At 62.8% G+C, this 21,557-nt stretch carries 17 protein-coding genes; 6 read left to right on the plus strand and 11 right to left on the minus strand.

Annotated features, from left to right (window positions below):
* The gene (gene edd / locus Q3C01_RS18435) at positions 1 to 1,833 is read left to right on the plus strand and encodes a phosphogluconate dehydratase (protein ID WP_458146722.1); all 1,833 of its coding nucleotides are present in this window, start codon (positions 1 to 3) and stop codon (positions 1,831 to 1,833) included.
* A complete protein-coding gene (eda, locus tag Q3C01_RS18440; protein ID WP_458146723.1) occupies positions 1,830 to 2,504 on the plus strand; it encodes a bifunctional 4-hydroxy-2-oxoglutarate aldolase/2-dehydro-3-deoxy-phosphogluconate aldolase in 675 nt (224 codons plus the stop codon). Before edd ends, eda begins: the two co-directional genes overlap by 4 nt.
* A gap of 67 nt (positions 2,505 to 2,571) precedes the next feature.
* On the opposite strand, the gene Q3C01_RS18445 is transcribed toward eda, so the two are convergent.
* The gene (locus tag Q3C01_RS18445; RefSeq protein WP_458146724.1) at positions 2,572 to 3,762 is read right to left on the minus strand and encodes a hypothetical protein; all 1,191 of its coding nucleotides are present in this window, start codon (positions 3,760 to 3,762) and stop codon (positions 2,572 to 2,574) included.
* A 146-nt stretch (positions 3,763 to 3,908) separates the two neighbouring features.
* Positions 3,909 to 4,253, minus strand: a complete 345-nt coding sequence (locus Q3C01_RS18450; protein WP_458146725.1) for a RidA family protein — start codon at positions 4,251 to 4,253, stop codon at positions 3,909 to 3,911.
* Positions 4,254 to 4,339: 86 nt separating this feature from the next.
* Between Q3C01_RS18450 and Q3C01_RS18455 the strand changes: the two genes are divergently transcribed.
* Positions 4,340 to 5,281, plus strand: coding sequence for an amidohydrolase family protein (locus Q3C01_RS18455; protein WP_458146726.1), 942 nt, complete (start codon positions 4,340 to 4,342; stop codon positions 5,279 to 5,281).
* Here the strand turns inward: Q3C01_RS18455 and Q3C01_RS18460 are convergent.
* The 6 genes from Q3C01_RS18460 to Q3C01_RS18485 form a co-directional block, all read right to left on the minus strand.
* Positions 5,255 to 6,229, minus strand: a complete 975-nt coding sequence (locus tag Q3C01_RS18460) for an ABC transporter permease (RefSeq protein ID WP_458146727.1) — start codon at positions 6,227 to 6,229, stop codon at positions 5,255 to 5,257. The two genes, Q3C01_RS18455 and Q3C01_RS18460, sit on opposite strands and share 27 nt — an antisense overlap.
* The gene (locus tag Q3C01_RS18465; protein ID WP_458146728.1) at positions 6,226 to 7,188 is read right to left on the minus strand and encodes an ABC transporter permease; all 963 of its coding nucleotides are present in this window, start codon (positions 7,186 to 7,188) and stop codon (positions 6,226 to 6,228) included. The genes Q3C01_RS18460 and Q3C01_RS18465 overlap by 4 nt, the downstream gene beginning before the upstream one ends.
* On the minus strand, positions 7,185 to 8,690 hold the full coding sequence (locus Q3C01_RS18470) for a sugar ABC transporter ATP-binding protein (protein WP_458146729.1): 1,506 nt from the start codon (positions 8,688 to 8,690) through the stop codon (positions 7,185 to 7,187). Before Q3C01_RS18470 ends, Q3C01_RS18465 begins: the two co-directional genes overlap by 4 nt.
* A gap of 25 nt (positions 8,691 to 8,715) precedes the next feature.
* Positions 8,716 to 9,765, minus strand: a complete 1,050-nt coding sequence (locus Q3C01_RS18475) for an ABC transporter substrate-binding protein (protein ID WP_458146730.1) — start codon at positions 9,763 to 9,765, stop codon at positions 8,716 to 8,718.
* 645 nt (positions 9,766 to 10,410) lie between these two features.
* Positions 10,411 to 10,845: a hypothetical protein gene (locus Q3C01_RS18480; RefSeq protein WP_458146731.1), complete on the minus strand. Its 435-nt coding sequence runs from the start codon at positions 10,843 to 10,845 to the stop codon at positions 10,411 to 10,413.
* Positions 10,846 to 11,291: 446 nt separating this feature from the next.
* On the minus strand, positions 11,292 to 11,576 hold the full coding sequence (locus Q3C01_RS18485; protein WP_458146732.1) for a DUF6894 family protein: 285 nt from the start codon (positions 11,574 to 11,576) through the stop codon (positions 11,292 to 11,294).
* 1,113 nt (positions 11,577 to 12,689) lie between these two features.
* On the opposite strand from Q3C01_RS18485, the gene Q3C01_RS18490 reads away from it, so the two are divergent.
* Both Q3C01_RS18490 and Q3C01_RS18495 read left to right on the plus strand, forming a co-directional pair.
* Positions 12,690 to 15,020: a bifunctional salicylyl-CoA 5-hydroxylase/oxidoreductase gene (locus Q3C01_RS18490; protein ID WP_458146733.1), complete on the plus strand. Its 2,331-nt coding sequence runs from the start codon at positions 12,690 to 12,692 to the stop codon at positions 15,018 to 15,020.
* Complete coding sequence (locus Q3C01_RS18495) at positions 15,017 to 16,195, plus strand: acyl-CoA dehydrogenase family protein (RefSeq protein WP_458146734.1); 1,179 nt, start codon at positions 15,017 to 15,019, stop codon at positions 16,193 to 16,195. The genes Q3C01_RS18490 and Q3C01_RS18495 overlap by 4 nt, the downstream gene beginning before the upstream one ends.
* 19 nt (positions 16,196 to 16,214) lie before the next feature.
* Here the strand turns inward: Q3C01_RS18495 and Q3C01_RS18500 are convergent, their stop codons facing one another.
* A complete protein-coding gene (locus tag Q3C01_RS18500; RefSeq protein ID WP_458146735.1) occupies positions 16,215 to 18,224 on the minus strand; it encodes a putative bifunctional diguanylate cyclase/phosphodiesterase in 2,010 nt (669 codons plus the stop codon).
* A gap of 303 nt (positions 18,225 to 18,527) precedes the next feature.
* The gene (locus Q3C01_RS18505; protein WP_458146736.1) at positions 18,528 to 19,676 is read right to left on the minus strand and encodes a caspase family protein; all 1,149 of its coding nucleotides are present in this window, start codon (positions 19,674 to 19,676) and stop codon (positions 18,528 to 18,530) included.
* Between the two features lie 245 nt (positions 19,677 to 19,921).
* Between Q3C01_RS18505 and Q3C01_RS18510 the strand changes: the two genes are divergently transcribed.
* Positions 19,922 to 20,155, plus strand: a complete 234-nt coding sequence (locus Q3C01_RS18510) for a hypothetical protein (RefSeq protein WP_458146737.1) — start codon at positions 19,922 to 19,924, stop codon at positions 20,153 to 20,155.
* 265 nt (positions 20,156 to 20,420) lie between these two features.
* Here Q3C01_RS18510 and Q3C01_RS18515 read toward each other — a convergent pair whose 3' ends face one another.
* Positions 20,421 to 21,518, minus strand: a complete 1,098-nt coding sequence (locus Q3C01_RS18515) for a cyclase family protein (RefSeq protein ID WP_458146738.1) — start codon at positions 21,516 to 21,518, stop codon at positions 20,421 to 20,423.
* Positions 21,519 to 21,557: the final 39 nt, after the last annotated feature.

Consider the following 21,557-nt stretch of genomic DNA (forward strand, 5'->3'; position numbering starts at 1 on the left):
ATGGCTACTTTGAACGAGAGAATTGGCGAGGTCACAGAGGCAATCGTCCGGCGCAGCCGGGATGCACGGTCACGCTATCTCGATCGTATCGCCAGCGCAGCGTCCGGGGCGCCTCACCGCCGCCGTTTGGGCTGCGCCAATCAGGCGCATGGTTTTGCCGCTTGCGCGGCAAACGACAAGGATGCGTTGCGCCAGGGCGTGAAGCCAAATTTAGGCGTTGTCACCGCCTACAACGACATGCTCTCCGCCCACAAACCTTATGAGCATTATCCGGAACTGATCCGGTCCGAAGCGCGCGCGATTGGTGCGACTGCCCAGGTTGCGGGTGGTGTTCCCGCAATGTGCGATGGGATCACACAGGGCGAGGCCGGCATGGAGCTTTCCCTGTTTTCACGCGACGTCATTGCATTGTCGGTCGCGGTCGCCTTGTCGCACCAAACGTTCGATGCGGTTGCGCTCCTGGGCGTCTGCGACAAGATTGTACCCGGCCTCGTGATCGGCGCGTTGTCGTTTGGCCACTTGCCGGCGATCTTCATTCCCTCCGGGCCGATGCCGTCGGGCATTCCAAACGCCGAGAAGAATCGCGTTCGCCAGCTCTTCGCCGAGGGCAAGGTTGATCGAACCGCTCTATTAGAAGTCGAAGCGCGATCCTATCATGCGCCGGGCACCTGCACATTCTACGGCACGGCCAACACCAATCAGATGCTCCTGGAATTCATGGGCCTGCAGATGCCAGGCGCATCCTTCGTTAATCCGGACACGCTCCTGCGCGAGGCCCTGACCAGAGCGGCGGTCCGGCAGGTCATCGGGCTCAGCGCATTGGGTTCGCAGTTCTTGCCCGTCGGCCGCATGATCGACGAGCGTTCCTTCGTCAATGCAATGGCTGGCCTCGCCGCGACAGGCGGTTCGACGAACGCTGTGATCCATCTTGTTGCCATGGCGGCAGCGGCCGGACTGACGCTGCACCTGCGCGATTTCGAACAGGTTGCTGAAGTCATCCCGTTGCTGGCGCGGGTCTATCCGAATGGCCGGGCTGACGTGAATCAATTTCATGCTGCCGGCGGCACGATCTTTGTCATCCGTGAATTGCTCGACGCGGGTCTGCTGCATGCAGACGCGGCAACCACTTTTGCAGGGACATTGGCCTCGTACCGCCAGGAGCCGATCCTCAGCAATTCTGGCGCAGTCGTCTGGCGAGAAGGGCCGGCCACGAGCGCCGACGATGCGATTCTGCGCGGCGTCGAGAGGCCCTTCAGCCCCACCGGCGGCTTGCGAATTCTCGAAGGCGATCTTGGCAGGGCGGTCATCAAGACCTCCGCGGTCGCGCCTGAAAGGCATGTTATTGAGGCGCCGGCGCTGGTGTTTCATTCGCAGGAGGAGTTGCAAGCGGCCTTCAAGGCCGGGAAACTCGAGCGCGATTTCATCGCCGTGATCCGCTTTCAGGGACCGCGCGCGATCGGCATGCCGGAACTTCACAAGCTGATGCCGCCGCTCGGCGTCTTGCAGGATCGCGGCTTCAAGGTTGCGCTTGTCACCGACGGCCGGATGTCGGGCGCCTCAGGCAAGGTGCCCGCTGCGATCCATCTCACACCGGAAGCGCTCGACGGAGGCCCGATTGCCAAGATCCGCGACGGTGACTTCATCCGCCTGGATGCAGTCGCGGGAACGTTGACCGTTCGGGTGCCTGCCGACGAATGGGCGGCCCGTCCGCTTGCCAGCGAAGATCTGTCGGCCTCGCAGGTCGGAATCGGCCGCGAACTCTTCTCCCAATTGCGTGCGTCCGTCGGCCCTGCAGATGGCGGTGCCAGCATTTTCTGGGGGGTGAATGCATGACGTCTTTTCTTCCGCAGAGCGGACTCAAGGACATTTTGTGCCGCGCGCCGGTCGTTCCCGTCGTGGTGATCGAAAAGCTGGTCGACGCCATCTCATTGGCGCGTGCCTTGGTCGCTGGTGGTCTGTCCGCCATCGAAGTGACCCTGCGCACGCAGGCCGCACTCGAAGCGATTCGCATCATTGCCACTGAAGTCGAGGGCGCGATTGTCGGCGCTGGTACGGTGCTCAGCCCTCGTCAGCTGGAGGTGGCGCGTGAAGCCGGCGCCCGCTTCGCGGTGTCGCCCGGCGCGACGGATGCGTTGCTCAACGCGGCGGGCGCTTCGGGGATGCCGCTTCTGCCCGGAGTCGCCAGTGCTTCCGAGGCGATGGCGCTGATCGCGCGCGGTTATCGGTTTGCAAAATTCTTTCCAGCGGAGCCGGCCGGCGGGATGCCCTATCTGAAGGCGCTGGCTTCGCCGTTACCTCAACTGCAGTTTTGCCCAACTGGCGGGTTGACCCCGGAAACCGCCCCGAACTACTTCGCACTCCCCAACGTGATCTGCGTCGGCGGCTCCTGGATGCTCAGTCCCGAAGCGATCGCTGCGCGCGACTGGGAGGCTGTGACCGCCGCCAGCAAGCAAGCGGCAGGACTGCAGAAAATGAAACGGCAAGTCGGACCGTTGCCGTTTTGACGCGTAGTCTGCTGGCTCCATCAACTGGCGAATTTGCGCTTCAAACTACGATTTCTTGCGATGGCGTTTACTGGACGGGTAGCCCTTCGAGCGTCCTCCCGATCCAGTCCAGCCGGGGCGCTGGGACCAGACCATAGTTGTAAAAGTTCAGCCCTTTGGCGCCAGCCCTTACGCAGGCGTCGACTTGGCGTCTCAGGCCTTCGGCGCCGGCGACGTCATGTGGAAACACGCGGAGCCCGGCGCCAAGAAACTTTTCGTCCCCAAGCGCTGCTTTGCCCTGCGTCAGGGTCGCGGCGCATTCATCCGGCGAACGTCCATAAACGCAAAGAATCGCCCCGTCGCAGACCTTGCCTATCGCTTCGAGATCGCAGCCTCCGAGCCAGCCGTTGGCAACATCAATCAGGACGATGCGACTATCCGCGTGTGCGCGAGCCTTCATTTCCGCGATGAGACTTGTCACCGGCTCCGTTCGCCAAAGAAGATACTCATACAGCGCTGGAAATTGGCGGAAGCTGTCGAGACCGCGGGCAGGAAACTCCGGAAAACGCGGTTGCGGCGTCTCGCGCTCGCACGCCTCGACGATCCATTGTACGACCAGACGGCGGGCCGCCTCGGCGTCGACGCCGGCCGCCCCGGCACGTGCGCGACAGCACTCGCAGAAGCAAAGCGACAGGGCAAAATCGTCCTCGGCCGTCAGGCCGACGCCGTCCTTCTCGTGATGGAATTCATGAGCGAAGCCCATGAAGGACGGACTCTCGAGTTCGACGATGTCCGGGCGGTAGGCGTGAGTGACGTCCTCGACCAGGGCGCAGACATAGGCGCGCGCGTCGGGATGGGACGGACAGAGACTATAATGGTTCGGATCGCCGAACGCATTGCGCGTCGTAACGCCAGGGTGAAGGAGACCAAGGCGCGTATTGTGCAGGCACACTGTCCAGCAACAGACCTTCAGGCCACCGGTGTCGCGACGCCGCACGAGTTCCCGCAAGACATCTCCGCCCTGCGCGATGATATCGGCGACCTTCGGCCGGATCGCCACCCCGTCCCAACGCGACGGCGTCGGATGAAAGTAGATTGTCCCGTCTTCGGGAAAATAGGCCTTGCGGACCGGGCTGCGCGGTTGAAGGAAGCGGCCCGCGTGGTAGGACGTCGCGAGGCTCACGCTGTTCACGCCAGCGCGGTCTCGCAGTTCGTCGATGACGCGATCGAAGCCCATATCCAGCAGGTCCCAGCCGTAAGTCCACATTGAGCGATGCATTGGTGACCTTTCAGCGCGAAAGCACTTTTTTGCAGAGATAGAATTTGCATGCGTCAATATCATCGCCGCTGCAGACTGAATGATCTTTCATCATCAAGCCAGAATTGCTCGCATTGGGATCTCAAGAGAACAAGGCAAATCGCCGCCTACAGCGCTGCGATGGCGGTTATCTCGATGCGCAAGTCCGGGTCAGCGAGCCGTGCCTCGACGCAGGCCCGTGCCGGCGGCCTCTCTGGATCGACCCAGGCGTCATAGATGCGGTTCATCGCCTCGAAATCGGTGATATGCGGCAGGAAGACGTTCACCGCGACCAGTCTGGACTTGTCGGTTCCGGCTTCGGCGAGCAGAGCGTCGATCTTGGAGAGAACGTCACGCGTTTGATCCGAGATGTCCGCCTTGCGATTGTCGGCGACTTGGCCGGCGATATGAACCGCGCCGTTGTACGTCACCGCCTGCGCCATCCGTGGGCCGACCTTGTAGTATTTCATCATTGCAAGCCCTTGCCATTGTGAGATCGAACAGTTGGACGATATAGTCGAAGCGGGAGGCGCGCGACGACGCCTTTCGGGGAGCCAGAGTGACTTTGAGGTATGACGGTCCGATCATCGACGCGCATCATCACCTCTGGGACCTGAGCCTCGGTCGGCATCATTGGCTCGCGGTCAGCGCCGGCGAGCGTGGCGGTTTCGGTGATCTCGCGCCTCTCAGACGCAACTATCTCCCTGAGGACTATCGACGCGATGCGGCCCGGCAAAACGTCGTCGGCAGCGTTCACGTGGAAGCCGGTTGGGCGAGCGACGACTGCCTCGGTGAAACGCGGTGGCTCGAAACGCTCGACAAGACGAACCGGATCGCGGAGCGCTACGTCGTTCACGTTCCGCTGGCGAGCGCGCAAGCCCCGGCCTTGATCGAGGCGCAGGCGCGCTTTTCCCGCGTTGTTGGCGTCCGTGATATCTTGAGCTGGAACGAGGACCCGGCGCGCCGTTTCGCCGCTCGGGGCGATCTCATCGACGATCCGCAATGGCGCTCCGGCCTCGCACGGCTGGAGCCTCACGCGCTTGCCTTCGATCTGATGGTCTTTCCCGATCAGCTTGCCCGGGCCGAAAGATTGGCGCGGGACTTTCCGAACCAGCTTTTCGTTCTCAACCATTGCGGCAGCCCGATCGACCGCGATCCCGATGGCATGCTGCGTTGGCGGAAGGCTCTCGCGAGGTTGGGTCGCTCGCCCAATGTGTCGATCAAGATCTCGGATCTCGTGGCCTATGACCATCACTGGACACTCGAAAGTCTGGCCGAAGTGGTCCTCCACTGCCTCGAGTGCTTCGGTGCTGAGCGAGCGATGTTCGCCAGCGACTTCCCAGTCGCGGGGCTCCACGCTTCGTTCGATGAGGTGTACGAGGCCTTCAAGACCATCGCCTCCCAGCTTTCTGCCGATGAGCAAACGGCTCTGTTCTTTGCCAATGCAGCGCGCCTCTACCGGTTCGACGATTCCTCATCTTCGGCGCGACTCTCGACCTGAGACCAGGAGTAGAGCGAGGATGAGCGATCCGAAGAGAATGCTTCGCCACCCCGGCGAGGCGTTGACCACCGTAATGAGCGCTGTGATCGTCACGAGAAGTACGGCGCCGGGAATGGAGCCGGCGTATGTGCCCGAACCGCCGAGGATCGACGTTCCGCCGAGCACGACCGCTGCGATCGATGAAAGAAGGTACGGATCGCCGATCCCGACGTAACCCTGGCCGTTCATGCCGAGGAGGAGAAGCCCCGTCATCCCGGCTGTCAGGCCACTGATCGCGTATACAGCAACGGTCGTCGATCGGACGTTGACGCCGGAGAGGGTTGCTGCGAGCGAATTGGCGCCGAGCGCGAAGACGCGTGCGCCGAACGGCGTCGCGTGTAGCGCGATGAGCGAAAGGATCGACGCGACGGCCCAAACGAGGACACCGGCGGGGACGCCACCCGGCCGGGCGGATCCGAGCCACTCCAGCAATGGGCTCTGCGCGGAGACCGCGCTGCCGCCGGCGAGCAAGATCAAGAGACCTTGCAGAAAGGTCGCCATGGCCAAGGTCATGATCATGGGATGGGCACGCAAGAGAGCGACGCCGATTCCGTTGATGGCCCCAACCACGCTCGCAACGGCCAAGGTTATGAGCGCTGCAAACGCGCCACTCTCGTCGCCGGCAAATGAGACGAGAGGTACGCCGACAGCGCTGACCGTAATGATGGCACCGACCGAAAGGTCGATGCCGCCTGCAATGACGACGAACGTCTGCCCGATAGCGGCGAGACCCACGACGGCGCCGAGCTCGACGAGATAGCGGAGATGGCCAAAGGCGCCGAAACCGGGTTTCGCGAAGGAAGCAGCAATCCATAGTGCGGCGACCGTCAGGATGGTCAGGAAAGGCCGGCTCGTTACCAGCGCACGTCCCCGGAGCTTTGGAAAGCGGACCGTCTCTTTCGGCCTCATGGCGAACTCCTGCGCGCCGTAAATTCCGGCAGCGCGACGGCGCCGACGATGATCACGCCTTGCGCGATGTAGTGAGCGACCGGCGGGAAGCCGAGGAAATACATGACGTTGATCATGACGCTGAGGAGAAGGCTGCCGGCAACCGCGCCGCGCATCACCCCGCGGCCGCCGAGAAAGCCGACGCCGCCGAGAACCGCCGCCGCAATCGAGTTGAGCGTGAATGCCTCGCCGATCACCGGATCGCCCGAACCCGTTTGCGCTGCGACGAAGAGGCCCGCACAGGTCGAGAGCAGCCCGCTGAGGGCATAGGCGGCGATCCGTGCCGCGTCGACGGGCACGCCGGCGCGGTACGCCGCGACCGAATTTTCGCCGGCCGCGTAGAGGCTAAGGCCAAGGGGCGTAGCGAGATAGAGTTTCCAGAGGACGACGGTGAGGATGACGAGCAAGGTGGCCACAGGCGTGTCGCCGGCAAGCGAATCCGACAGCCATACGGGGATCGTGCCGCCCGGTCTTGGCAAGATCAGCAGAGCGGCGCCGCCAACAATGAAAGAGGCGGCAAGCGTGACGACGATGGCTGGCAGGCCAAGACGCACGACGACGATTCCGCAAGTCGCGCCGGTGACGATGCCTGCGACAATCACCAAAGCGGCGCCACCGGCGACGCCGAGCGGCCCGGCCATCGTGGTCGCGGCGATGACCGCGCCCAGACTGACCATCGCGCCGATCGCCAGGCTGACGCCGCCGGCAAGCATGAGAATTGCTTGCGCCATCGATACCAGCACGAGCGGCAGCCAGCTCTGTGAGAATTTTGCGACGCCGCTCACGCTGATGAGACCGGGAAAGAGATAGGCGTAAAGAGCGAGAAACGCCGCTACGACGATCAAGAGGCCTTTAACGCCTCGGTTGCGCTGTCGTTGTGCCGGCCAATAGAGCCGCGGTGCACTTCCGGCCGCGCTCATGCCGCCGTCCTCATGGGAGTCGCGCCCATCGAGGCGGCCACAATGGCCTCTTCGCTCAAGGCCTCGCGTTCAATGGTGGCGACGATCCGCCCCTCGCGCATCACGGCGACGCGGTCGCATAGATGAACGAGTTCGGGCGTATCGGAGCTTGAAAGCACGATCGCTTTACCTTCACCGGCGAGACGGCGCAACAGCGCATAAATTTCGCGCTTTGTTTCGACGTCCACGCCGCGTGTCGGATCGTTCAGCAACAGAACTTGGGGCTCGGCTGGCGTCCATTTCGCCAGCGCCACTTTCTGCTGGTTGCCGCCCGATAACGCCTGCACTTGCCGCGTGAGATCGCCTTTGATCGTAAAGCGGTCGGCGAGCGCTCTGGCGAGCGCGCGCTCTTTCGATCGGTCACGCAACGACAGCCCAAATGCGCGCGCGAAGCTCGGCAGCATGAGGTTCCAGTCGATGCTGTGAATGAGATGCAGACCTTCGCGTTTGCGATCAGCAGGTACATAGGCAAGTCCCAGCGCATTGGCCTGGCGAACCGACCAGGGAAGCTTCGGCCGGCCGTTGAACTCTGCGGTCCGCGCGGAGGCGGGCAGGGCGCCATAGAGACTGAGGAGCAAATCCTCTTGTCCTTGTCCGACCAGTCCGCCGACGCCGAGAACCTCGCCGCGCCGGATCGAAATGTCGATGTCGCGCAAGACGCCGGCGGAAAGACCCGCGACCGATACGATGAGATCGCGCTCGGCCGTCCGTGTCCAGGCAGGGAAGAGGTGGCCCGTATCGCGACCGACCATCAGTCGTACCAGATCAGCCGCCTCGACGCCCTCGAGTGACCGATCCGCGGTGACGACGCCGTCCTTGAGGACGGTAACGTGCTGGCACAACCGCATGATTTCGTTGAGCCGATGCGAGATGTAGAGAATGGCGACGCCTCTCGCGCGAAGGCGGTCGAGCAAGCCCGTCAGAGTCTCGACCTCGTGCGCGGACAAGGACGACGTCGGCTCATCGAGGATGAGAACGCGCGGCTCTCGAAACAAGGCCTTGGCGATCTCGACCATCTGGCGCCGGCCAAGGGGCAGGTCGCCAACCGGGATCGCCAAATCCTCGTCGAGTCCGACGAGGTCCATCGCCGCCCGCGCGCGCTTGGCGAGCGAGCGGTAGTCGATCAATCCATAGCGGCGCGGCAGCGCGCCAAGGCCGATGTTCTCGGCGATCGAGAGCTGGCTGGTGAGGCCCAGCTCCTGTTGAACCACCGCGACGCCTGCGCGATGTGCATCGCGGGGATTGAGCCCGCGAAACGGGCGGCCGTCGATTTCCACGACCCCCTCGTCGGGGAGCAACGCCCCCGACAGGATGTTGATCAGCGTCGACTTGCCTGCTCCGTTCTCGCCGAGCAGCGCGTGAATTCGGCCCGGTTGAAGCGCGATGGATACGTCGCGCAGCACGGGATTTCCGAAAAACGACTTCGACACGCCGCGAGCGGCAAGGGTCGGAGCTGGCGTCATCTTCGTGACCGTTCCCCGTTCTGGCCTATTTTTGAGCCAGAAGCTCGTCAAAGAGCTTCTGATCGTAAGGAGAGTAGATGTAGCCGTCAGCGGGGAAATCTTTCGCCTTGGCCAGATACTGATCAATGTTCGAGTTATCGATGATCGGCAGAGGAATCTTGACGAAGGCCGGGACATCCTTGCCGCTCAACGCCTGAACGGCCGTGTAGGTCGCAAACGCGCCGAGCCAATTGGGCTGCATCGTCGCCCAGGCCTTGAGGTTTTTTGCCTTCCACAGTTCGAGGAATTGGCGTGCGTTCTCCCCCGTGATCGGAACTTGTGTGCGGCCTTGCTTGTCAAAGGCGAGAACCGAGCCGGCCGAGAGAGCGCCGCCGAGCGACAAGACTCCATCGATGTCGGGATGGGCAAAGAGAAGGTTGGTTACCGCTTCCTGAGCCGGCGCAACGTTGTAGGCGGTATTCGTCTCGGCAAGAATGGTCACATTGGGATTGGCCTTGAACACCGGCTCGGCGCCCTTGCGGCGGTCATCGCTGACGGAGATGCCGGCCGGGCCGTTCAGCACGAGGATCTTGCCCTTGCCGCCGATCGCGTCGACGAGGAATTTCGCGGCGCTCGCGCCCCACTGCTCCGAATCCGTATTGATCTTGGCGGTGACCTGATCGGTGTCGACGAGGCTGTCGAAATTGATGACGGCAATGCCCTTGGCGCAGGCGTCGGCAATCACGCGGCCCGGCGCGGAAGACGAGCCGGCGATGAGGATGATCGCATCGACATTGGAATCGATCATCGACTGGATTTGCTGGATCTGGGTGTTGGCGTCGCCTCGGGCATCAGTGACGACGAGTTTCGAGACGAGACCCTGCTTCTTGAGGTCGTCGACCTCTCTCTCGATCGTCCCCTGCGTCTCCTTCATCCAGGTCGGCACCGAATAGATATCGGCCCAACCGATCGTGAACGGCGGCTTGCGGTCGCCCTTGATGCATTTGGCCGCGGCGGCGGCTTGGCTTGACGTGCCGATCAAAGCGAATAGGCCAAGGCAAATGGCGCTAACCGCCGACAACGACGACTTCATCATCCTTCTCCCTCCAATGCGCGGCGCGCGGCGGCGCCTTCAAGGCCTGGCGCTAAGCGATGGATCGGCAGGGGCCTCCACAGGCCGATCGTAACGGCTTGTTTCCTTATTCCACTATAGTGGACTAACTTTCACTATAGCGGATTTCGAAAAGCTAGCTTCGTTTTAGAAATCGCGCAATAGGCAAGGGGCTGGATGGCATGAGGACCGTGGGCTTCGGGCGAAGGGCGCTGCGGTGGCTTCGCGGGCGGCTCAGGAACGCAGGCGGTGGTCGGCACGCGAGAGAGCTCGATCGGTCCTTCGCGATTTTGGACTACCTGCGCGAATTTGGCCGGCCCGACCAAACGAGATCGCTGTCGGCGTCGACGGGATTTGCGCGGCGCCCCTCTGTTTGATAGCGCCCCGCGAAGGACGCCGTGCGCAACTACGCGCGCTACCACGACGTTCTCAGTGCCGCCGCACGGAGCCTCTCCGAAAAAGACGGACTCTTCGCCGATCTCAATGGTCAGGGCGAGCGTGGCGTAGCTTTTCCATTTTCGAGGGTCCAAAAGGCGACTCAAAAATCAAAGTCGTCAGCGCAGACCTGACATCCGGAGCGCCGTCGTATCAGAGCTACTTAGACTTCTTGATCGCGCTCGAAGGGGTAACCTAATTTTCGAGTTCGACGTACTGCCGAAGCCTGAAGATGACGTCGGGCAAAGCATGTCGCAGGCGTGCCGCGTTTTGAGATGTGGTCGAGAACGGCGCGAACCTGATCATGGCATTCCATGGCCGATACCCGTAGACGATGACCGAGACCCCTGATTTCGGGAAGCCCTCTACCTTGCGAAGCTCACCAAGGACAAGGTCGGCGATCGCCACAGCGGGCAGTCGCGCTCGTTTCTCATCGTGGCCGCCGGTGGACATAGAAGCGATTGGCTTCGTTCGAGGCGCGGACTCCTCCTGAAGCGTTGGTGGCATCTCCGGCGCGGGAGGCGCGGTCGCACTCGTGGGCGCTGATTGGGCAGCCTCAGCGGGCGGATGCGACCTGGAAGCTTGCTCGTTCGTGGACTTGCCGCCCAGAATGCCGCTGATCAGCGCCACAAGGCCTGCATCCTTTTTGTCGTCACTCATTGCTCTCTCGCAGTTGTGCCCAGCTTAACACCCCCCGGAAAGGACGCCATCACGCCTGGGCAGTATGGCCGCAGTTCCTATGTTCGCAATCGAACATTCAGGCATGCAAAGGTCCGCTAATCTCCACCTCTACGAGATACCTGAGCTCACGAAGGGACGTGCGAAAGTGTTGGATAGTTTGGTGATGCGCTGGCGGATGCGCAATTTCTTATTGGTTTGCCCATCTTGCAAAAATACCACTTCCGCGATCCGCGGACGCTACATGCTCGGTGAGGAGCGATTGACGTGCGACGGCTGCGGAGCGACTGACTCTGTGACCTTCTGGCGTTTCGAAGGGATCGCTTATCGCGCGTGTGCGGCGGAGCCACCGGCTGCGCGCGTTACTGCCCGCGCTCCATAACCGGTGGTTACGGTTCTCACCTTGATCCCAAACTTCCACTGGCCGACGCGTTAGGGATGATCGCTGTGCGCGTGACAGAAAACTGAACGACAAGGAAAGTCTGCCCACAAATCCCGGGGCCGTCAGTAACCTCGATGCGCCAGTTAAGGTCCTCCCAAAATGGTCCCTCCGGTCCTTCGTTGAGAATATTCCGGCACACTTCGATCGCTACTAATTGCGCGGCAGCGACGTCCGGAAGCTCCAGCCCGATGTCATCGAAGACGGAGATGCCGCCGTGGGCGTGGAAGAAGAAGCGGGGCATCCGCACGGCTCCACTCGAAGAGACGGCAGCGAGAGCGCGCGATCTCAGTCCGCCAACGTGAGCGACCCGATAAATAGACCGGCTGTGGAACTCGGAGGTAGGCTCTTTCGAGGGAGATGAATGCTCTTAATGGGTACGGTCCCGGTCAGAACCTGAGCTGCCGGACTTCCCCTGGTCTGAGCGCATCCGGTTTTACGCGCAGGCTGTGCCGCAGGAGCCTGGTGACATGTCCAGCGCCGATGACCCGCACAACCGCGTCGGTCGCTTTCTCCGGTTCGACCGCTGCAACCCAGTATGACCTTGCCCCATCGGGCGAGATGACCGCAACTATGGGCAAGCGGACCATCATCAAGCAATTCCATACTGAAAGTTGCAACTATGAGTATCAGGATCTATACGATCAAGAGATGGTTGTAGTTATGGTTAGCGTGCCGGCAGCCGCGGGCCAACTGCTGGGACCGTTTCTGTTCAGAAGTAAACACGCAGCCCCTGCGCCTTCGGTCAGGTGCCTACTTGCCGAATGCGCGAAGCTCCTCGCTTGACGACTGAGCAGGGGTAATCCCGTTTCTCAATTGCGGCCGTGGTGGACCGGCCCTCTAATCGCGAGGCGAGCAAAGCTGGCGTGAGCCTCCTTGCTCCTGATCCAGCCCTCGGAAGCGGGTCACCTACTTCGGAAGTACAGGCAGGTGGCCCGCGGGGGCTGGACCGATCGCGCTCGCCTCATCAGAGCGATCTGCGTCTTCCCGCCTGCTCGGATGCAGGCGTGACAAAGCCAAGGCTCAATAGGAGCCGCCGCCGTCTGACCGGTCGTCCTGCATCAGCCCGCCATCGATTCGATCAGCGTGATCGCCGCCGCGATCGCGGAGGTAAATGGTTGGGTTTCCGCCCCTCGCTGCCGGATTCATTGCCGATCGTTGGCGGACGCCTTGAGGCTTCACCGCAGAGCGAAACGTCGGCTTGCCGCCCTCGCCAGAGTCAGCTCCGCGTCGCGGCCGACAAGCACCTTGACAACCCGTGGCCCGACGAAATATTTTATACTTAAAATAATTTGCCTCTCGGGTTTGACAGAGTTTGCAGCTCTCCACACGGCGCGGCGCGCGAAAGCGAGGGATCATGCGCATAGTCTGTATCGGCGGCGGACCGGCCGGGCTCTATCTGGGCCTCCTGATGAAGCGCCGTCACCCGGAGCACATCGTCACCGTCGTCGAACGCAACAAGCCCTACGACACTTTCGGCTGGGGCGTGGTGTTTTCCGACGCCATGATGCAGGCGATGCGGATCGCCGATCCCGAAAGCGCAGCCGAGATCGAGGACGCGTTCAATCACTGGGACGACATCGAGCTCGTCTTCAAGGGGACGCGCCAACGCACGACCGGCCATGGCTTTATCGGCATCGGACGCAAGCACCTGCTCAACATCCTGCAGCGGCGCTGCGAGGCGCTGGGCGTCGAGCTCGTCTTCGAGCGCGATGTCGAGTCCGATCTCGAATTCGCCGATGCCGACCTGATCATCGCCTCCGATGGCGTCAATTCCAGGATCCGTGCCCGCTACGGCGAACAGTTCCGGCCCGACATGGTGATCCGGCCGAACCGTTATATCTGGCTGGGCACGAAGAAAGCATTCGACGCCTTCACGTTCGACTTTCGCCGGACCGAACACGGCTGGTTCCAGGCGCATATCTACAAGTTCGATAGCGAAACCTCGACCTTCATCGTCGAGACCACGGAAGAGGCCTACAACGGCCATGGGCTTGGCGACCTGGACCAGCAGGGTTCGATCGAATTCTGCGAAAAGCTCTTCGCCGAGACGCTGGACGGAGCGAAGCTGTTGACCAACGCCCGCCATCTGCGCGGCTCGGCCTGGCTCAATTTCAGTCGCCTGATCTGCGGCAAATGGAGCGTGTTCAACGGCCGGTCCCATGTCGTGCTGATGGGAGATGCCGCGCACACCGCGCATTTCGCGATCGGCTCGGGCACCAAGCTCGCGCTCGACGACGCCATCGAACTCGCCAACCAGTTCGATCGCCACGGCCACAGTCGCGACAAGATCGAGACGGTGCTGGAAGCCTACGAGGAGGTGCGCCGCGTCGACGTCGCGCGCATCCAGAATGCTGCCCGCAACGCCATGGAATGGTTCGAGGTGGTCGGCCGGCGCTATGCCGATACGCTCGAGCCGCCGCAATTCTTCTATTCGATGCTGACGCGCTCGCAGCGCATCAGCCACGAGAATCTTCGTTTGCGCGATCGAGCCTGGCTGGAAGGTTTTGAGCGCTGGTTTGCCGCGCGCTCAGGCATCGCCGTCGAGGACGGCGAACGAGTGCCGCCGCCGATGCTGACGCCGCACCGCGTGCGGGGGCTTGGCCTTGCGAACCGCATCATGGTCTCGCCGATGGCGATGTATTCGGCGCAAGATGGGCTCATCAACGACTTCCATATTGCCCATCTCGGCGCGCGCGCCATGGGCGGTGCCGGGCTGATTTTTGCCGAGATGACCTGCGTCTCGCCCGATGCGCGGATCACGCCTGGCTGTCTCGGCCTCTGGAATGACGCGCAGGCGGCGCAGTGGCGCCGCCTGGTCGATCTGATCCATGGCCTCGGACACGCCAAAGTCGGGATTCAACTTGGCCATGCCGGACGAAAGGGATCGACGAAGCTCGCATGGGATGGCATCGATGAGCCGCTGGAATCAGGCAACTGGCCGCTGATCTCTGCGTCGCCGCTGCCCTATCTGCCCCACAGCCAGCTGCCCCGGGCGATGGATCGCAGCGACATGGATCGCGTGCGCGACGATTTCGTCGCGGCAACGATTCGCGCGGCTGCGGCCGGCGTCGAGTGGCTCGAACTCCATTGCGCCCACGGGTATCTGCTGTCGAGCTTCCTGTCGCCACTGACCAACCGACGGACCGATGAGTACGGCGGTAGCCACGAGGACCGTGCGCGTTTTCCGCTGGAGGTGTTCAGCGCGATGCGCTCCGTGTGGCCTTCCGATCGTCCAACATCGGTGCGCCTGTCCTGCCATGACTGGACCGAAGGCGGCAACACGCCGGCCGATGCGGCGATCTTCGCCGCGATGTTCAAGGAAGCGGGCGCAGACGTGATCGATTGTTCGTCGGGACAGGTCTGGAAGGACGATCGGCCGATCTATGGACGCCTGTATCAGACGCCGTTCGCTGACCTGATCCGCAATGAGGTTGGTGTTGAGACCATCGCGGTCGGTGCGATCTCCGAGGCCGATCACGCCAACTCGATCCTCGCCGCCGGCCGCGCCGATCTCTGTGCTATTGCGCGGCCGCACCTGGCAGATCCAGCCTGGACGCTGCACGAAGCGGCGCGCATCGGTGTCACCGCCGTCACCTGGCCCAAGCAATATCTGTCCGCCAAGGGCCAATATGAAACCAATCTCGCCCGCGCCGCCGCGGCGGCCGCGCAGGAGATCTCAAAATGAGCTCGCTTGCCAAGGTGATCAGGCGCGACTGGCTGGACTGGCCGTTCTTTGAGCCGCGCCATCATGCGATCGGCGAGGCGCTCGACCACTTCGTGCAGTCGGGGATCCTCGACAAGATCGACCACAACGATGTCGACGGCGCCTGCCGCAGGCTCGTGCGCGCTATGGGCGAGGCGGGGTTGCTCGATTGCGCCGTCGCTGCACCTGATGGTGATGCGACAACGATCGATTCGCGCTCGATCTGCCTGTCGCGGGAGTCGCTCGCCTATGCCGACGGGCTCGCCGATTTCGCCTTCGCCATGCAGGGGCTCGGCTCCGGCGCGATCGCGCTCGGCGGCTCGGCGGAGCTGCGCAATGCCGTGCTGCCAAAGGTTCGATCGGGTGAATGGCTGTCGGCCTTCGCGCTGTCGGAGAAGGAGGCAGGGTCGGACGTTGCGGCGATGTCGTGCGCTGCGCGCGCCGACGGCGAGGACTACGTCATCGACGGCGAAAAGACCTGGATATCGAACGGCGGCATCGCCGACGTCTACACGCTGTTCGCGCGAACCGGGGAGGCGCCGGGCGCTCGCGGTATTTCGGCCTTCGTCGTCTTCCCCAGCGATCCCGGCTTTGGCATTGCCGAGCGTATCGACGTCATCGCGCCGCATCCGCTGGCGACGTTACGCTTTACGAACTGCCGGATCCCGGCGAGCCGTCGGCTTGGCGCGCCCGGCGGCGGCTTCAGGCTCGCCATGCAGACGCTCGACATCTTCCGCGCCTCGGTCGCCGCCGCGGCCCTCGGTTTTGCGCGGCGGGCGCTCGATGAGGCGCTGTCGCATGCGCAGAGCCGGCACATGTTCGGTGCGACACTCGGCGATCTCCAGTTGACCCAGGCCACGCTCGGCGAGATGGCGACAGACACCGATGCCGCAGCGCTCCTGACCTACCGCGCGGCCTGGCGCCGCGACGTTCAGAAGCTTCCAACCACCCGCGAAGCGGCGATGGCAAAGCTGACGGCGACTGAGACCGCGCAGCGCGTCATCGACCGCGCCGTGCAGATGTTCGGCGGACGCGGCGTACGCAAGGGCGAGATCGTCGAGAGCCTTTACCGCGAAATCCGCGCGCTGCGGATCTACGAGGGCGCGACCGAGGTCCAGAAACTGATCGTTGCGCGCGAGCTGTTGAAGCCGCGCTGAGGCTGCCGGCGAAGAGAGCTCAGGCACTCGCGCGCGCGACGCCGTCGCCGAGGCGCTGTTGCTCCTCGGTGAGATGGCCCGCGATCGCGTCTCTTCGCATCGGCTTTGCGAAATAGTAGCCCTGGATATAGTCGCAGCCGAGGCGACGGAGGCTCTCGAGCTGCGCGCGCGTCTCGACGCCTTCGACGACGCACGCGATCTCCATGTCCGCGCACAGGCCCGTCAGCGACTTGATGATCTTGTGGCTCACAGGATTGTCGTTGACATCGGCGACGAAGCTGCGATCGATCTTGATCTTGTCGAGTGGCAGGCGGTGGACGTGACTAAGCGAGGAATAGCCGGTGCCGAAATCGTCCAGCGAGATGCCGCAGCCCATCGCTTTCAGCGTCGCGATCGATTGCTGCGCCCGCACGAAATCGAACGTGACCGCAGTCTCCGTGATCTCGAAATCGATCCGCCGCGGCGGCAGGCCGCTCTTCTCGATCACCGAGATCAGCGGCAAAATGCCGTCGGACGAGCAGATGTCGTGGGCCGAGAGGTTGAACGACAGGCTTATATCGTCGGGCCAGGTCTTGGCCGTTGCGAGCGCGCGAACGAGCAGCGCCTGCGTCAGGCTGCGAATCAGACCAATGCGCTCGGCGGCGGGGATGAAGTCCGCCGGCGAGACGAGGCCTAGCCGCGGTGAGTGCCAGCGGGCCAGCACCTCGAAGCCGGCGGTGCGCTCGCTCATGGCATCGACGATCGGCTGGAAGACCAGTTCCATCTCCGCGTCGAAGTCGGCGGTGCGCAACAGGTTCTCGATGACGCCGCGGCTGCGAATCTCCGCTTCCAGCTCGCTCGAGAAGATCACGGCGCGGCCGCGCGCGTGGCGCTTGGCGTGGTAGAGCGCATAGTCGGCGCATTCGTAGAGGACTTCCGGATCCGTCGCCGAGCGCGGATACAACGCAAATCCGATCGAGCAGGAGAGGCCTGTATGTGCCGTGTCGAGCTGATAGGGCAGCTTGACACGGTCGCCTATCCGGGCGCCGAGTTCGACGAGATCCTCGTCGCTGGGATCGCCGCTGACCACGAGACCGAATTCGTCGCCGCCGAGCCGCGCGAACTCGACGCGATGCGAGCCGAAGTCTTCGCAGACTTCGCGGATGCGCCGGCCCGCTTCGATCAGCACGCGATCGCCGACGGTGTGGCCGTAATTGTCGTTGATTGGTTTGAAGCCGTCGAGGTCGATGATCCCGACCGCAAGTCGGATCTGCCGGCGCTCGGCATCGGCAAAGGCGTTGGCAAGTTCAGCAAAGAAGCGTCGGCGGTTCGGAAGCTCGGTCAGGGAATCGAGATTGGCGAGACGGAAATTCTCGTCCGACAGCGCTTGCGTCGCCGCCTGTTGCGCAAGTAGCGACTTGCGGGATGCGACGAGGTCGGCGAAGTCGCGGTAGTAGATGAATAGCACCGTTATCAACGCGCCCGACACCAGGAGGTCGTTGACGGCTATCGCCATCAGCGTCGGTTCGCCCGTCGCGAAGTAGAAGATGACGTAGGGAATATCGACGAGCAGTGTGACGATCAGGGCGGCAGAGCGCAGGTGCATCAGCGAGAAGATGCAGCCGATCACGGTCACCGCCATGTAGAAGGCGACATGGCTCTTGGCGAAGGGATCGCCGTATGGGTAGAGCGCGAAGGACCAGGCGGTGAATCCCACCGCGATCGGAATCGTGAGCCAATTGGTAGCGCGCAGGTTGCGCAGAATGTCCGCGTCGCTGCGCACGAGATGGCGCTGGCGCAGCCACCAGAATGTCCGCAATGCTGCGAGCACGGTCAGGACCGAGGGCACCGCCATTGTCAGCCAGGCCGGGGCGAGCGGCACATAGGTATAGGCCACAGCGAGCGTGTTGGTGATCAGGATGAAGTAGAGCAGTGGAATCTGCTTCGAGAAGGCGTCGAACTGGGCGCGCGTCAGGTCGGGGTTGTCGGCGGGCACGCGAAACAGCCGTACCGCTGCAGCGAGGTAAGATTTCAGATCCGCAATTGGCATTGAAAAGCGAGCCCCAGATTCCGCGAACGTGTCCCGGCAAAGTCCTTTGAAACGCGTGCGATCTTGCACAGGACGGGTAAAGGGCGGGTTAGACGGGTTCCATGGAGGAACCTCCGAAGATCATGCGAAACTCCGTATTTCCACTGGCGTGGCGCGCCGTTGAAGGTGACGTTAACGATAGTGGACGGAGCAGGTGGCCGTTTCGGCTGCAAATTCCGCAACATTGGGGCCGTTACGCCCTGCTAACCATGCGCATGGAGGGACGAGGTCCACTCGCGGTTTCGACGCGCGGGACCGCGCGTCTCACTGCAGGCTGCGCTTCCAGTAGCCGGTGCCAAGCTTGCCGGTGATGACGGCGGTGGCGTCGCGGACCTCATAGGAGCCGGCGTCGGAGTAGCCCGAGAGTCCTCTCAAGGCGCGCAGCGACCAGTGGCCGTTCATGGCGGCAATCGTGCCTTCATGTGCCGGCGCGGCGCGCCGGCCTTCGGCGTGGAATGCATAGGTGCCATCGCCCATGATGCGCCACGTCCAGCGCGACATACCACGAGCATTCGGCACCATGATCTCCCAGGTGCCGACCAGCGCAGGGTCGATGACGGCGATGGGCGCCGGCGCAGCCGCGGTCGATGGTGCGGCATTTGCCTGTTTCGTGCCCTCTTGCTCGGCCGCAGACGGCGCGCCCGCGAGATAGATCGCCCGGCGCGAGAGTGAGCCGTAGACGAAGGGTTGCTGCTCGTTGCGTGTTGCCTCCATGACGTCGTCGCGAACGTTGCGGAACATGAAGGTGACCTCGACGCCCGGCGTCTCGATATTGTGCAGCAGCGCCGTGGTGAACGGGCTGTTGCGGCCGTCGCCGTCGAGCGCGGTCGTGCCGTCGCGCGCGGCATAGGCGACCAGCACGTTCCCGGCCGGCTCGATGCGGCCGAGGCCGCTGGTTCCCGCCGCGCGCAGCGCCAGCGACCGCTGCATCTTCGCCGCGAACGGGTTGTTGCGGCAGGCATCGAGGATAACGAGGCCGAGGCTTGCGGTGTTCGCGACCTGCAACATCACGCTGCGCAGGCTGATTGCCTCGTTGACCGCGTCGGTGTCCTTCTTCAATTCAGCATCGACCGGGATCAGCCAGTTCTCGCCGCTGATCTCCATCCCGTGGCCGGCGAAATAGACCGCCGCCATGTCGGCACCCGCTGCATCGCGCCCGAGGGCGATCAGGCTGCGCCGCATCTCGTCGAACGAGCCGTTGGCGATGAGGGTGACCGTGAACCCGAGACGCCTGAGCGCGGTTGCGACATCGCCGGCATCGTTCGGCGGATTAGACAGGGCCGGCACACTTCGGTAGGCGCCGTTGCCGATCACCAGCGCCACGCGCTTGCCGTCGGCCGCGGCCGGCGCGTGAGCGAAGCCGGCGAGCGCAGCGGCAAGGACAAACCCGAGCAGAAGCCGGTGTCGGTTCATGGTCGCCCCGATCTAAGGTGGTAATAACACGGGGACTGAAATGACGAGAGCAGCATTCGAAATCGATGTGAAGGGGAACCGAAACTGGAACGCAGCAAGCGCGGCTACCATTCGTCTGATAGGTTAATCGAGGAGCAAAAAAATAGTTTTAGATCATAATCATGATGGCTCAGATGCAGAAATAGAAATTAAGCTGTGGGAAAACACTGCAAGAAAGTCGACCGGCAAAAAAGGGGAGGAAGTGAATGGAAACCGTGCGCCGCCTGCGTGCAATGGCCTCGCTCTGCCGACAGAGCGCTGCGTATCGTCCCGAAAGAAGCTGGAAGCTGCTTGCTGAGGCGGAATACTGGGAGCACGCCGCGGACGCTGCCGTGCAGGAGCATTTCAGGGAATGCACGGCCAGCTCGAATGAGCTGATAGAGCCACAACAAGCTGCCAATGCCAATCAGATGCGAGAGGGAAAGATCGTGGCAGCGTGAATGCTGTCGCTCCTGATGGCTGGAGTTTCTCGCTCCCAATTTCTTTGACCGAAGCAGTCAATTCCTTGGCGTCGCGGCGTTCGCATTCCTGCGTAGCCGTGGCTCGCCCCTAAAATCATCGTCTGTATCTCGCTACGAAGGCGAGCGGATCGTAGCGGCAAAACCGTGCGGAATCCGCACTCGGGCATGCTGATCCGTCGCCGCTGATGGTAGCAGGCAAGGCACGCGCGGGCGGTTCTTCCGCCCACGCGCAGATGCGTGCCCGTCACGTAATCGCGATCGGGCAGCCATTGCTTCCCGTGGCGCCCTTGATGGGGGCCGGCGCGAAGCAATAGACGAACTGGTACTTCTTGTCGGCGATCAGCTCGTCGAAGATCAGGTTCTCGTGGTTGTGGATGCCATGCTTGGTTTGCAGCTCGGCATGCACCACGAAGGCGAGCGACTTGTCGGGATTGGGCACCACCTCGACCGCCCAGGTGTCGGCCGCGGTGAGCGCGAGATCCTTGTCGATCACCCATCGCGCAGCGTCCAGCCCGATGCCCGGCTCGCCGCTGTTGAAGCGATCATTGTTCTTCATCCAGAGCGAACCCCAACCGGTGTGAAACATGATCGCATCGCCCGGCTTGATGTCGCTCTCCGACATGTTCTGCTTGGCTAGCGCTGCCTTGATGTCGGCTGAGGTGATCTCCTGGCCAGCATCCATCATCCCGCCCTTGAGCGCGACCATGTCGATGAGATGGGCACGGGTGAACAGCGGCTTGAGCTTCTCGACGCCCAGCTTCTTGAGGCCATAGGCGTCACTGATCTCTGCCGCGGTGTGACCGTTGTAGAAGCGCATCTCGCTCTTGTCGCCGTCCTTGCCGAGCTGGATGCCGATGTGGCCGAGTCCGTCGAACTGCGTGCCGGTCTGGCCAATCTCGGTGGTCAGAAACTCGTCGTGATAGACCATCTTGTTGTCGCCGAAAGGACCGCCGGTCGGACTGCCTGGAATACGCAACGTGAATACGCGCGGACCGAACAGCGGCATGCCGCCTTCGTAGACGCGGCCGATCTTGTAGATCTTGCCGTCCTTGATCCATTTTACGGCATCGAGAACTTTTTCCGGCGTGATGTGGTTGGAGGCGCCGGCCTCATCCTCCTCGCCCCATTTCGAGGGCCACCATGGCTTGTCTGTTCCCTTGGGCATGGAGGTGGGAGTCTGCGCCTGGGCTTCGCTAACCGGCGCGAGCGAGAACTTGCCGTGCATCGCGCCCGCGAGCGCTGCCCCTGCGGCACCGGCGAGGCCTGCCGTGCGGAGTACGGTCCGACGATCAGTCGTGGTCATTCCGCCTTGCAGTTCCCCGTCCTTGATTTCATTAGGCATTTTACCCTCCCAGTTGAGGCCCAGAGAAGCCGGGCTCTA

It is taken from the genome of Bradyrhizobium sp. UFLA05-109 (assembly GCF_054185165.1).